A 13,812-nucleotide genomic window follows, 5' to 3' on the forward strand; every position below is an offset into this window, starting at 1 on the left:
GGTGGGAATATGGCAGAGAAGAACACAGAAGCCCGTTGGTATGTAGCCCATACCTACTCCGGTTATGAGAACAAGGTGAAGATGGACTTAGAGAAGACCATTGACAACCGTGGTCTTCAAGATGTGATTTTAGAGGTCAGTGTTCCCATGCAGCCGGTTATTGAAGTAAAGAATGGCGTAGAGAAGAAAACCGACAAGAAGATGTTCCCGGGATATGTTCTGGTGAACATGGTGATGAACGATGAAACCTGGTATGTGGTAAGAAATACCAGAGGCGTTACCGGATTCGTCGGTCCCGGATCGAAGCCGGTCCCCCTTTCTGAGGAAGAGATACTGACCTTAGGCTATAGAAAGTCTGAAGTTTTGGTTGACTTCGCAGAGGGAGACACCGTAAGCGTAGTCTCCGGTGCTTGGAAGGATACCGTTGGTGTCATTACAGAAATCAATGACCAGAAGAAGACCGTCACCATTAACGTGGAAATGTTCGGTAGGGATACTCCTGTTGAGCTTTCCTATGGTGAAGTACAGAAGTTAAGATAAGATTTGGTAATACCCGAGGGATTTTATCCCATGGAGTACATTTAGCCACCGCTTGCAAAGCAAGCTCGTGGGAGGGTTTACCCGCAATTACCACAAGGAGGTGCCTATATGGCAAAGAAAGTAGAAGGATACATTAAGTTACAGATTCCCGCTGGAAAAGCAACTCCAGCACCCCCCGTTGGACCTGCATTAGGACAGCACGGGGTTAACATCGTTGCCTTCACTAAGGAGTTCAACGCTAGAACTGCTAATGAAGGGGACATGATCATTCCTGTTGTTATTACCGTTTACGCAGATAGAAGTTTCAGCTTTATTACAAAGACTCCTCCTGCTCCTGTTCTCATTAAGAAAGCTTGTAAGCTGCAGAAGGGTTCAGGCGAGCCAAATAAGAATAAAGTTGCTACTATCTCCAAGGCTGACCTTCAGAAGATTGCCGAGACTAAGATGAAAGACTTAAACGCTGCATCATTAGAATCTGCAATGTCCATGATCGCAGGTACCTGCAGATCTATGGGTGTTAAGGTAGAAGAGTAAAAGAAGGAGGCTTTGATTCATGAAACAGGGAAAGAGATATGCCGAAGTGGCAAAGGCTGTAGATAGACAGGTTAAGTACGCTGAGTTGGATGCAATTCAGTTGGTAAAGAAGAATGCAACTGCTAAGTTCGATGAGACTGTAGAGTTACACATCAGAACCGGTTGTGACGGACGTCACGCTGACCAGCAGGTTCGTGGTTCTGTAGTTCTTCCTGCAGGAACCGGTAAGAACGTTCGTATCTTAGTGTTCGCTAAGGACGCTAAGGCTGATGAGGCTTTGGCTGCAGGCGCAGATTTTGTTGGTGCAGATGACCTTGTACCAAGAATTCAGGACGGTTGGTTCGACTACGATGTAGTAATCGCAACTCCTGATATGATGGGTGTAGTTGGACGTATCGGACGTTTGCTTGGACCTAAGGGCTTAATGCCAAACCCAAAGCTTGGAACCGTTACTATGGATGTAGCTAAGGCTATCGCTGATACTAAGGCCGGTAAGGTTGAGTACAGACTGGACAAGGCAAACATCATCCACGTTCCTGTTGGAAAGGCTTCCTTCTCCGAGGAGCAGTTAAAGTCCAACCTGGATGCATTAATGGCAGCCATCGTAAAGGCTCGTCCATCTTCCTTAAAGGGAACCTACCTGAAGTCCATTACCTTGACTTCTACCATGGGCCCCGGCGTGAAGTTAGACGGATTACAGTTCGGCGCATAAGTGAAATTTTCAAGACCTACAGGGAAACCTGTAGGTTTTTTTTGCTTTATAGCTTATTTCTATTTTGTATCAAAACCATGGGAAATACAGGGTTTTTGATTAAAAATAGAAATAAATTATAGAAGCTGTTGATGACATAGGTCTTGTAACAGAGATTTGGAGTATTACGGAATTTAAGTTGCGCTAAGTTGCAGTAAGTTGCAAAAACGATAAAATTTCTCAATTTAAAAAACCGAGAACCGCATAAAATAAGGGTTTGTGAGGTGGAGAGAGCAGAAATTTAAGTTGCGCTAAGTTGCAGTAAGTTGCAAAAACAAGAAAAATTCTCTATTTGAAAAATCAAAAACCGCATAAAATAAGGGTTTTTGAAGGATGTAAAGTGAGAATTTAAGTTGCAGTAAGTTGCAGAACAATACTTGGTCATTGAAAATATGGTCATATCCAGATTAATCATGCAGTGGAAAATATGTTCTACAGTTGATACAATGAAAGAAAAATTGAGAATCGGCGAGGAGATGGTCAATGTCAATAAAAGATATAGAGTATATCAATAATTTAGTTAGAGAATTAATTTCACTACCGCGAGAAACAGAGTGGGTAGAATTTAAACATAATAACGATGATCCACAAACAATAGGTGAGTACATATCTGCTCTTAGTAATTCTGCGGCTTTATTGGCGAGACCAAAGGCGTATATGCTTTGGGGAATAGAAGATAAGACGCAAAAAGTCATAGGGACATCATTTAGTTATGGTGCTGCTAAAAAGGGCGCAGAAGCACTTGAGGCTTGGTTAGCGCGTATGTTGAGCCCACGTATAAATTTTAGGTTTTATGAGACTGAATTAGAAGGTAAGAAAATAACCTTACTTGAAATTCCTTCAGCGGAGAAACAACCTATTCATTTTGCCGGAGAAAAGTATATTAGGATAGGTAGTAACAAGAAAAACCTAAAAGAGTATCCGGATAAGGAAAGAGATTTATGGAAAGCCTTTGACAACACTCCGTATGAACTCAGAACAGCAAAAGAAAATGTGTCGCTATCAGAGATTTTTACTATACTGGATTCAGCTGGATATTACGAGAAAATGCAGTTTGCTTTACCTAAAAACAAAAATAAAATAGCGGATGACTTTGTAAATGAAAAATTCCTGAGAAAAGATGTTGCAGGAACTTATGATGTTACAAATATGGGAGCGCTGTTGATTGCTAAGAATTTAGATTCTTTTGAGTCATTGTCTCATAAAGCGGTAAGAGTTATATGGTACAAGGATAATAATAGGTTGGAAACGATTAGAGAAAAGTCATTCTCCAAAGGATATGCAATAGCGTATGATGAGATTTTGGAATATATTCTAACAATAATTCCGCAAGAAGAAGTAATAGAGGGATCCATAAGGAAGACACAATTAGGCTATCCGGAAATAGCTATTCGTGAACTGCTTGCAAATATCATGATTCACCAGGCTATTGACCAAAAAGGAACCAATCCTATGGTGGAATTATTTAGGGATAGAATAGAATTTTCCAACGCAGGATCACCTCTTGTTTCTATTGAACGCATTGTCGATACTGTTCCGATTTCAAGAAATGAAAATCTCGCGGGGTTTATGCATAAAATTGGAATTTGTGAGGAAAGAGGCAGTGGTTACGATAAGGTAATTCATGCAACAAGTAACCACTCTATGTTGGCTCCTAAAATTGAAAATCAAAGCGATAAATTTACAAAAGTGACTCTTTACTTAAAAGTACCATTTGACTTAACAAGCAAAGAGGATAGAATAAGGACCTGCTATATGCAAGCATGTTTTTCTTATGTCAATGGAGAAGCCATCAATAATAATACCATTCGAGAAATATTCGGTATTACAAACCAATATAAATATAAAGCTTCGAGAATTATTAAAGATGCTGTAGATGCAGAACTGATTAAAGCGGTAGATGAAAATACAGCTCCTAGGTATATGAAGTATATTCCCTTTTGGGCTTGATTTAAGTTGCGCTAAGTTGCAGTAAGTTGCAAAAACGATAAAATTTCTCAATTTAAAAAACCGAGAACCGCATAAAATAAGGGTTTTTGAAGAGTACAGAGCGGAAATTTAAGTTGCGCTAAGTTGCAGTAAGTTGCAAATGTGCCTTTTGCTTATAACAGAAAACAATAAATTACAACGAATTTTGTATTTATTTAATATTTTGTCCGGAATAAATCATAATATTTTCTGAATTTCCTTTTAAACTAAAAAAGTAAGTCGAAAAAAATACATGTAACTTTTTTTGGAGAAGAAAGGAAGAAGAATGAAATTCAGAAAACAACTTACGTTACTCTTGACCATGACCGGCCTGGGGCTTCTTTCCCATGGAACCGCATTTGCGGAAACGAGGACAGAGCTTTGGGCTAAGGAAAGCCAGGGCTACGGCGCCAAGCTTCCCTACCTTCGCTACGAGGCGGAAGAGGGAGTTGGAAGAGATGCGGTGCTGAAGCACTCTACTGCTTACGATGAAGTGGAGATGGAGGCTTCCAACCAAAGCTATGTACAGTTGACCAAGGAGGATTCTTCATTACGCTTTACGGTTAAGAAGGCGGCCAATGCCATGACTCTTCGTTTTACCATGCCGGAGGATGCATCCGGAGAGCTGGAGATTTTTGTAGAGAGAAATGGAGAGCTTCTTGGAAAGAAAACGGTGGAGCTGGACAACAGCTCTGCTTGGCAGTATGTGAAGGAAAATGATGTTTTTGATGAAAATATAGCCGATTCACATTCTCGTTTTCGTTTTGATGAGAGACATTTTCTCTTGGAAAATGACAACAAGGAACTAATGGAAATGGAGGAGGGTGACGTGCTCACCATCCGCAGAACCGATAAAAAAGCGGATGAACTGGGAATCGACTTTATCGAGCTGGAGCAGGCCCCGGAAGCAAAGGGCGCCCCAAGCAACAGCATTTCCATCACGGACGCTCCCTACAGCGCGGTGCCAAACGACGGACAGGACGATTCCCAAGTATTTCTGGATGCCCTGAAAGACGCGGACGCGGAGAACAAGACCTTATATATTCCGGAGGGTACCTTCGATTTTGACCAAAAACTGGTGCTAAGTGCTACAGATATGCGGATTACCGGCGCAGGAATCTGGTACACCAGGCTTCATTTTACCTCTGAGGAGCAGGCCGGAGGCGGCATCGAGTTTCTGGACAGCAGCTCAAATGTTGAGATGGATAACCTATACATGGATTCCGAATTAAAATCCCGTTTTCATCAGGAGGCAAATTACAAGGGAATCGCCGGCGTTTTGGGAGAGAATTCCAAGCTGCATGACCTCTGGCTTGAGCATTTTGAGTGCGGAATCTGGGTAGGAGACTATGTGGAAGCGGATAAGATGAAATATACCAAGAACCTGACCGTTTCCAACAGCCGTATCCGAGACAACTTTGCGGACGGCGTGAACTTTGCTCAGGGAACCAGAAATTCCAAGGTGCAGAACTCCAATATCCGTGGAAATGGCGATGACGGTCTGGCGACCTTTGCCAGCAAGGCGATTCTGGAAATCAAGGAAAATGTCAATGGGGTAGAGCAGGTTCGTTATATCCACACAGAATCCAAGCCTGCGGAGAACAATGCCTTTTTAAACAACACGGTAGAGCTGACCTGGCGAGCTTCCGGCATTGCCCTCCACGGCGGTGAAAACCATCGCATTGAAGGAAATCTGGTGAAGGACATCACTTCCGGTCCGGGCCTACGTGTCAGCACCGTTTTCCCCGGCTACAACTTTGATGACAACCAAAACATTTCCATTAAGAGAAATCTTCTGATCCAGACCGGAACCGACAACGACTTCTACGGCAATGCCCTGGCTTCCATTCATTTTGAGAAGCTTTTTGGGGAAATGAAGAAGATGAATGTTTCGGATAACCGTCTGATTAACTCTCCCCATGGAAAATATTCCGGAAACTTCTATATTCCGGAAGAGGGTACAACAGAAATTACTTTAAGAAATAACGAAGAGAAAAGCATTGATGTAGAGCCAATGCTGGCAGAGGAAGAGAAGAACTTCGCGCCATTATCCGAGGAAGAAAAGCTTGTGGAAGAGCAGAAAAAGGCAGAAGAGCAGAAGAAGGCGGAGGAACTGAAGAAGGCGGCGGAGCAGGCGGAGCAGGCAAAACATGAGGGCGAACAGCCCGGCTATGACGGCGCTCTGAATATCGAGCTGCACGATCAGGAAGAAATTCCGGAAACCGCAAATTTCAGACTCTACTGGTTCTCCGGAGAGACCGAGGAAAACGGCAGAACCGTCCGTTACTGGGTGAAGAAGCTGGAAGGCATTCATCTGGACGAGTCCATGGAGTATTCCCTTGAGGACGGCACTAAGGTCTTCAACTTTACCCCGGATGACATCCCGGAGTATATCCCCATTTCCGGAACCGCCTTTGTAGAGGATTACTACTACGAAGGAGAGGACTGGATCCGTTGGGAAAGCCCGGAAGGGGTAGAGTATGTGAAAATTCGGTATTGGAGCTTGAAATAAGCTTTAAAATAGGATAATGCTCGACAGAATTCACCATTGTGATATACTTTTATGTAAAGTGAAAGGTGAATTTATGGGCGATTATATATTATATTTAGATGAAGCAAATAAAAATTCTACGAATCCATTTTTTTGTTTGGCTGGTATAGTAATTAGGCGTGATGAATATGAGAATTCATTAATTCCAAAAGTAAATGACCTTAAAGATAAATATTTTTCTACAACTAGCATAGTGTTCCACTATACAGAAATGAAGAAAAATATCAATGAATTTAAAATGTTTATCGACCAAAATCAAAGAGCGAATTTTTGGCAAGACTTTAATAAAATGCTCTCGTTAATTGATTTTACGACGTTAGGAGTTTATTTTGATGCAGAAAATTTTAAATCTGCTTATAGAGTAAAACATAATAAACATTATAATTACGCCTTTATCAATCTACTAAATAATTATATGACTTTTCTTAGGTATAAGAATCAGTCGATGGGATCTATTGTGTTTGAATCTAGGCAGTGGAATGAAAATGCTGAAATACAGAGATGCTTTATGCATATGCTGGAATGTGGTACAGACATCTATTCTGCCAAGGAATGTAATGAGCTTTTGTCTACTTTGAGTTTTTTTACAAAGAAGGATAATTGCGCCGGACTACAAATTGCAGATTTTGTTCCGGATTCTTTCATCCGAGAGCTTAATGGATCAAAGAATTTTTATAATGTTAAAGCTATCTTTCTCGAACGGTTGTTTGGGATAGAACAAAATCAACAGACAACCTTGGGTTTAAAAGCATTATGATAAATTTGACAGATTTATATTAAAAGCATATAATGAAAGTGCTGTGAGGGATGGTGTGACCTTGAACTTACAGTTGTGACGATGTATGAAGTGTGACTTCTTGTTGTTACATTTGTCTAAGGAAGGTTCGGGTAAGTAGTGTGACTACAAATCCGGCAAAGAATGATTCCCCAGCTGTCTGCATAGGCAGTTGGGAATTTTGTTTTTTAAATATAAGACATAGGATTTGTCCCTTAATATAATTATGTCTACAATTTGTGATTAAGCAATCTGCGATTTTTCTTGACATTATCTCGGAAAGATGCTAGTATCTGCAAGGTATTAACCGAAGACAGCAGGTATCTAAGCTTTCGAACTGGTTTTGCAGTTTTTCTGCGACAGTAAGAAGGACAGGATGTAAAGAGAAATCGCCCGCCGAGGAAAGAGCTAGGATTTATCCTATTATGTGCGTTCATCCCTTGTCTTTGGCAAGGGATTTTTTATTCTTCTAAAATGAAGTAACGGATTTATGCGAGTTTGTGTCTTGCATTTTCCGGATACTTTGAAGAAGAAAGCCTCTCGTTTCCGTTAATACTTTCTAGAAAAATTACAGAAGGAGGAAAGCAAGGAATGGCAAAGGTTGAATTAAAGCAGCCGATCATCGACGAGATTAAGGCCCTTTTGGACGGTGCTGTTGCCGCTACTGTTGTAGACTATCGTGGTCTTACCGTAGCACAGGACACAGAGCTTCGTAAAGCATTAAGAGAAGCCGGTGTACAGTACAAGGTTTTCAAGAACACCTTAATCAAGAGAGCCGCAGAGGGTACAGATTTTGCTCAGTTAGACGTAGTATTAGATGGACCTACTGCTTTGGCAGTATCTAAGGACGATGCTACAGCGGCAGCAAGAATTTTTGCAAAGTTTGCAAAAACAGCACCAAAGTTAGAGTTTAAGGGTGCAGTAGTGGAAGGAAAGTTCTACGATGCAAAGGCAGTTCAGGCATTGGCAGAGATTCCATCCAGAGAAGAGCTTCTTGGAAGACTTCTCGGATCCATCAAGTCCCCTGTCAGCAATTTCGCACGTGTGCTTAATCAGATTGCACAGAAGGACGGCGGAGAAGCAGCGTAAAGCAGCTTAATACGGAATTTATTCCGTGACATTTTCAAAAAATAAAAATAATGGAGGATAATACAATGGCAAAGTTAACTGTTGAAGAGTTTATTGCAGCAATTAAGGAACTTTCCGTAATGGAATTAAATGATTTGGTAAAGGCTTGCGAAGAGGAATTCGGTGTTTCCGCAGCAGCAGGTGTAGTAGTTGCAGCAGCAGGCGCTGGTGCAGGTGCAGGCGCAGCTGAGGAAGAGAAGACTGAGTTCGATGTTGAGCTTACTGATGTAGGACCAAACAAGATCAAGGTTATCAAGGTTGTTCGTGAGGCTACCGGTCTTGGACTTAAGGAAGCTAAGGACCTCGTTGAGGCAGCTCCAAAGGTTCTTAAGGAAGGTGCTTCCAAGGCTGAGGCTGATGATATCAAGGCTAAGCTTGAGGCTGAAGGCGCTAAGATCACTCTTAAGTAATTTTTCTAGAGAAGATAAGAAGGTCGGGGAGAAATCCCTGACCTTCTTTAATTCTTAACGAGTATCGCTCGCGAAGTGTGCGATATTTTATCTTTTCATGGAGAGAAAGAGATGGAACGAGAGAAACAACAAGATATAAACCATGATATGCAAGAAACCGTTAAACCATCACAATATAAAAATCCCAAAGCAACGAAGATTCAGGAACTATTTGCCGGATGGGAAGATGACGGCCTTCGACATCAAGAATTGGATTGGGGAAAAGCAGAAGGTAATGAGCTGAAAAAATAATATCCTTAAGCGACTAATGCAGTATAGGTCTGTAAGAGGGGCAATCTGAGCTCACTGATATTTGCAGAAAGCCATCGAAGGGAAGAACTGTAGAAATCAATAAACTGAGACGACAGAAGCAATATAGGTATGAAAGAGGGACAATCCGAGCCCGCCGGTATTTGCGAAAAACAGCGGTAGGAAGGATTGTAGAAATCAATAAGCTGAAGCGACTGATGGAGTATGGGTCTGTAAGAGGGGCAATCTGAGCCCGTCAGTACTTACTGAAAGCGAGCAAAGCGAAGCTTGAAGTTAGTACTGTTACGAAGGCGAAGTTAGCGGGAGCGTGCCCCGATTACAGACCCATACTCCATCAGAGCGGGCACCTTTAATTTTTTCTGTTCCTTCCCCCGCAGGGCGAAGTTAGCGGGAGCGTGCCCCGATTTCATGCCTATACTGCATCTGCGCGTGTCTTACCAATGAATACAGCACTTCCCCCTTGACTTTTTCAATAATCGATGTTACAAGTTATTTATCACTAACTTTTGTTAGCATAGACTACATTGTATTAAAAATGGAAACGAAATACAAAAGAGTTAGCCTTGACTTAATAATAATTCCTATTTTACAATATGCTCGTTCTAAAGAACAAGACTTTAACCGTAGTGCACAACTGAGTGTCAAATGCAAGAAAGCTTTATTCTTTAGTAGCAAATAGTAGTTTATGTATAGCAAAATAAGAGGAGGAAAGAATATGTTTTTAGCAAATTGGGCATGGAAGAAGATTGGAATTTTTGCAGGTGGAGTTTTATTCGGAACAGCAGGTATGAAGATTTTGGCTTCTACCGATGCGAAGAAGCTTTACACAGAGGCAGCTGCAGCAGTTCTTAGAGGCCAGGATTGCGTTATGAAGGTAAGCACCGGCATTAAGGAAAGCTGCGAGGACATCTATGCAGATGCAAAGCGCATCAACGAGAAGAGAGCAGAGGCTGCAGAGAACTCTTTAATCGAGGATTTTGAAGAAGTTTCCGACTTCGATGCAAAGGAAGTTTAATCAACAGAAACTGAATCAACGGAAACTGAATCAACGGAAACTGAATCAACGGAAACTGAATCAGAAGTAACTCGAGCCGGAAAGGCATTGATCCTAGGGAAGGGATTTAAGATTCTCCGGCTCTGACAAGCTCAGAAAGAAGTGGTAAGGGAAAATGAAATGGAATATCTTGCATGAATCCCCGGGGCGTATCCGTGTTCACGCCATGCAGAAGCGCATGACCATGGCACAGGCAGATATCCTTGAGTATTATCTCAAGGCCCAGGAGGGAGTCATTGAGGCGAAGGTTTATGACCGAACCGGAGATGCAGTCATTTTCTACGAAGGAAAACGGGAAGGCATGATTCTTGCCCTGTCCCGTTTTTCTTATAAGGGAAATGAAGGCCTTGTACCAAGTCAGACCGGTAGAGCCTTAAACAGAGAATATGAAGACAAATTGGTGCTGACAGTAGTGGATCGAGTGATTTCCACCCTCTTCTATCCCATCCCCTTAAAGCGGGTGATTACAGGAGTAAAGGCGATTCCCTACTTATTTAAGGGATTACAGACTCTCTTCCAAAGAAAGATTGAAGTATCCCTCCTGGATGCGGTGGCAATTTCCGCTTCCATCTTAACCGGAGACTACGATACCGCGTCCTCCGTAATGTTCCTCCTTTCCGTAGGAGAAATCCTGGAGGAGTGGACTCATAAGAAGTCTGTGGACGACCTGGCAAGAACCATGTCCTTAAATGTGGACAAGGTTTGGACCTTAGTTCAGGGCGAGGAAGTTTTACTTCCCTTAAATGAAGTGGAAGTAGGACAGGAAATCATTGTCCGTACCGGAAATATGATTCCTTTGGACGGAAAAGTAAGCTTTGGTGAGGCTATGGTGAACCAGGCTTCCATGACCGGAGAATCCATCCCTGTTCGGAAGAAAATCGGCTCCTCCGCCTATGCGGGAACCGTAGTGGAAGAGGGAGAATGTCGTATTCGCGTAGAGAAGCTGGCAGGCTCCGGACGCTATGATCGTATCGTGAAAATGATTGAGGAGTCGGAGAAATTAAAGTCCGCAACGGAGGACAAGGCTTCCCATTTGGCGGATAAGCTGGTGCCTTATAGCTTAGGCGGTGCGGCATTGACCTACCTGCTCACCAGAAATGTGACCAAGGCTTTAGCCTTCTTAATGGTAGACTTCTCCTGTGCTTTGAAGCTTTCTATGCCGGTAGCGGTTCTTTCCGCTATGAGAGAAGCCGGAAAGCACAAGATTTCCGTCAAGGGCGGAAAGTTTATGGAGGCCATTTCCGAGGCCAACACCATCGTCTTTGATAAGACCGGAACCTTGACTTATGCGAAGCCGAAGGTAGAAGACATTATCACCTTCAATAATGCGGATGAAAATGAGATGCTACGTATGGCTGCTTGTCTTGAGGAGCATTATCCTCACTCCATGGCAAATGCAGTTGTGGCAGAGGCGGAAGCAAGAGATCTGCATCATGCGGAGCGCCATTCCAAGGTGGAATATGTGGTAGCCCACGGAATTTCCAGTATTTACGAAGGAAAGCACGTCTTAATCGGAAGCCATCACTTTATCTTTGATGACGAGCATTGTACCGTACCAAAGGGAGAAGAGGAGAAGCTGGCAAGCATCCCACCTGAGCATTCCGCCCTGTATCTTGCAGTTGACGGAGAGCTTACCACCGTAATTCTGATTTCCGATCCTTTACGAAAAGAAGCGGTTGGGGTTATTCAGGACTTAAAGGCTCTGGGAATCGACAAGGTTGTGATGATGACCGGAGATAATAAAAAGACTGCCCATGCAGTAGCCAGAATGGTTGGCGTGGATGAGTTCCATGCGGAGGTTCTTCCGGAGGATAAGGCAAGCTTTATTCAGGAAGAGCATCGCTTAGGCAGAAAGGTAATCATGGTAGGAGACGGCATTAATGACTCCCCGGCTCTTTCCGAAGCGGATGCGGGAATCGCCATTTCCGCAGGAGCGGCTATTGCCAAGGAGGTTGCGGACATTACTATCCAAGAGGGCGACCTTTACGAACTGGTTATCTTAAAGAAGCTGAGCAACCGTTTGATGAAGAGAATTCACGGCAATTACAACTTTATTATCGGTTTTAACGCTATGCTGATTGCCTTAGGTTTAGCCGGTATTATGACACCTTCCAACTCCGCCCTGTTCCATAACATTTCCACCATCGCAACCGGATTGAAGAGCATGACACCTTTGATTCCGGAGGAGGAAATCGAAGCGGACAAGGAAGAGGTACTGGAAGCCGGAAAACGGAGAAAGAAAGCCTTGGCTAAGAAGGCATCCTAAGAAATATGCGTCCCGTTCTGAACGGAGGGAAAAGCCGAAGAGATAAAAATGCCGGATGGAATTCTCCGGCAATAAGAATCCAAAGAAAGCACAAAGGGAGGAAATAGGGAATGAAACCATACGAAAGTCATGAATCAGAGGAGAACTATCTGGAGGCCATCCTGATGCTGTCCATGGACCATAGAAATGTCAGAGCTATTGACATTGCCAATATGCTGGGATTTTCCAAGCCCAGTGTCAGCATTGCCTTAAAGCGCCTTCGGGAAGAGGGAAAGGTGGAAGTGGACGAGAAGGGAGCCTTAAGCTTAACCGAGCACGGCCTGTCCATCGCCCAGGGAACTTATGAAAAGCACACGGTATTAACGGATGTGCTGGTGGCCTTAGGGGTCAATGCCTACACCGCCTCCCAGGATGCTTGTCGCATGGAGCATGTTTTAAGTCCGGAATCTTTCACCAAAATCAAGGAATTTTATGCGAAATTAAAGGATCAAAAGATTAAAGCGTAAGCGAAGAAATAAATTTTTGGCAATAAGGCCTGAAACAGGAGCAATCTAAGATTACCCTGTTTCAGGCCTTATTCTTAACGAGTATCGCACGTGTAGTGTGCGATACTCGTTGTATGGAAAAGCTTTTTGATTTTTTTACAGTCCTTTTTGGGATATGCCGATGGGGGCGTCATCAACAGCTTTTGCCCTATAAGCCTGAATTTTCCTACAGGCAAGCTTTTGTGGAGAATTTTTTGACATTGCCATCATTAAATATCTGGAATTTCATATTTTAATTAAATACAATCCTACTCAGAGCTAATTAATTCTTACAAAATCTTGACTTTATGGTTAGACAGTGCTAATTTAATGAGGCAGATTCGTGCTGTATAGACTGGCTGTGTTAGGCTTTTTCAAAAACAACTGGAATCTTGAAACTAAAAAAGAAAAAGTATTTACAGCGGAAGGAGGGACTATGCCATTAACATTAGCAGGAACAGGGGTTCCACAGATTATCCAGAAGATTAGTGGAAGTGCAGAAGTGAGACAGCATCTTAGCGACCTGGGCTTTGTAGTAGGGGGAGAGGTTACCGTTATTTCCACCTCTATGGGCAATGTCATTGTAAAGGTTAAGGATGCCAGGGTAGCCATCAGTAAAGAGATGGCGAACAAAATCATGGTGTAAAGGTATAGAATGAAACCTAAAAGGATCTCAGAATTTTTCTCTTCGAAAGTTATGGGGCGTATGCCGGAGAAGATTGGAAGAGAGGAATTTAGAGAGTTTTAGCAGCGAGAGAAGGTGGAGGACAAAATGACACTGAAAGATTTAAAACCGGGACAGAGTGCTGTCGTAAAGAAATTATCAGGCGAGGGCGCTGTAAAGAGAAGAATTATGGACATGGGCCTAACCAAGGGAGCGGAGCTTTTTGTTCGTAAGGTGGCACCATTGGGAGACCCTTTGGAGCTTACCGTGCGGGGATATGAATTATCCGTTCGTAAAGCAGATGCCGAGATGATTGAAGTAGAATTAAAGAACTAGGA

Annotated in this window: 14 protein-coding genes and 1 other annotated feature; all 14 genes read left to right on the top strand. The window is 42.9% G+C overall.

The window, feature by feature from the left end; all coding sequences use genetic code 11:
- Nucleotides 1-9: 9 nt before the first annotated feature.
- A complete protein-coding gene (nusG, locus tag RDQ32_RS02145; protein WP_007158182.1) occupies nt 10-540 on the top strand; it encodes a transcription termination/antitermination protein NusG in 531 nt (176 codons plus the stop codon).
- Between the two features lie 108 nt (nt 541-648).
- Nucleotides 649-1,074, top strand: a complete 426-nt coding sequence (gene rplK, locus RDQ32_RS02150) for a 50S ribosomal protein L11 (protein ID WP_007158181.1) — start codon at nt 649-651, stop codon at nt 1,072-1,074.
- A 19-nt stretch (nt 1,075-1,093) separates the two neighbouring features.
- Nucleotides 1,094-1,786 (top strand): 50S ribosomal protein L1, encoded by a 693-nt coding sequence (rplA, locus tag RDQ32_RS02155; protein ID WP_007158180.1) that lies wholly within the window; start codon nt 1,094-1,096, stop codon nt 1,784-1,786.
- 522 nt (nt 1,787-2,308) lie between these two features.
- On the top strand, nt 2,309-3,775 hold the full coding sequence (locus RDQ32_RS02160) for an RNA-binding domain-containing protein (RefSeq protein ID WP_007158178.1): 1,467 nt from the start codon (nt 2,309-2,311) through the stop codon (nt 3,773-3,775).
- A gap of 304 nt (nt 3,776-4,079) precedes the next feature.
- On the top strand, nt 4,080-6,305 hold the full coding sequence (locus tag RDQ32_RS02165) for a right-handed parallel beta-helix repeat-containing protein (RefSeq protein WP_308578957.1): 2,226 nt from the start codon (nt 4,080-4,082) through the stop codon (nt 6,303-6,305).
- A gap of 73 nt (nt 6,306-6,378) precedes the next feature.
- Nucleotides 6,379-7,101 carry a DUF3800 domain-containing protein gene (locus tag RDQ32_RS02170; protein WP_040649610.1) on the top strand — a complete coding sequence of 241 codons (723 nt, stop codon included), beginning with the start codon at nt 6,379-6,381 and terminating at the stop codon, nt 7,099-7,101.
- A 307-nt stretch (nt 7,102-7,408) separates the two neighbouring features.
- Nucleotides 7,409-7,592, top strand: a sequence feature (ribosomal protein L10 leader region).
- 118 nt (nt 7,593-7,710) lie between these two features.
- Entirely contained in the window at nt 7,711-8,208 is a 498-nt protein-coding gene (rplJ, locus tag RDQ32_RS02175; RefSeq protein ID WP_040649608.1) for a 50S ribosomal protein L10, read from the top strand.
- Between the two features lie 65 nt (nt 8,209-8,273).
- Nucleotides 8,274-8,657: a 50S ribosomal protein L7/L12 gene (rplL, locus tag RDQ32_RS02180; RefSeq protein WP_009428111.1), complete on the top strand. Its 384-nt coding sequence runs from the start codon at nt 8,274-8,276 to the stop codon at nt 8,655-8,657.
- Nucleotides 8,658-8,768: 111 nt separating this feature from the next.
- Nucleotides 8,769-8,948, top strand: a complete 180-nt coding sequence (locus tag RDQ32_RS02185; RefSeq protein WP_007158172.1) for a hypothetical protein — start codon at nt 8,769-8,771, stop codon at nt 8,946-8,948.
- A gap of 733 nt (nt 8,949-9,681) precedes the next feature.
- The gene (locus RDQ32_RS02190; protein WP_040649607.1) at nt 9,682-9,981 is read left to right on the top strand and encodes a DUF6110 family protein; all 300 of its coding nucleotides are present in this window, start codon (nt 9,682-9,684) and stop codon (nt 9,979-9,981) included.
- A 154-nt stretch (nt 9,982-10,135) separates the two neighbouring features.
- On the top strand, nt 10,136-12,286 hold the full coding sequence (locus RDQ32_RS02195) for a heavy metal translocating P-type ATPase (protein WP_007158169.1): 2,151 nt from the start codon (nt 10,136-10,138) through the stop codon (nt 12,284-12,286).
- Between the two features lie 110 nt (nt 12,287-12,396).
- On the top strand, nt 12,397-12,792 hold the full coding sequence (locus tag RDQ32_RS02200; protein ID WP_007158168.1) for a metal-dependent transcriptional regulator: 396 nt from the start codon (nt 12,397-12,399) through the stop codon (nt 12,790-12,792).
- A gap of 454 nt (nt 12,793-13,246) precedes the next feature.
- Nucleotides 13,247-13,456, top strand: a complete 210-nt coding sequence (locus RDQ32_RS02205; RefSeq protein WP_040649688.1) for a FeoA family protein — start codon at nt 13,247-13,249, stop codon at nt 13,454-13,456.
- Between the two features lie 126 nt (nt 13,457-13,582).
- Nucleotides 13,583-13,810: a FeoA family protein gene (locus RDQ32_RS02210; protein ID WP_040649687.1), complete on the top strand. Its 228-nt coding sequence runs from the start codon at nt 13,583-13,585 to the stop codon at nt 13,808-13,810.
- Nucleotides 13,811-13,812 lie beyond the last annotated feature (2 nt).

This window comes from uncultured Oribacterium sp. (assembly GCF_902481605.1).
Lineage (GTDB): Bacteria > Bacillota > Clostridia > Lachnospirales > Lachnospiraceae > Oribacterium > Oribacterium sinus.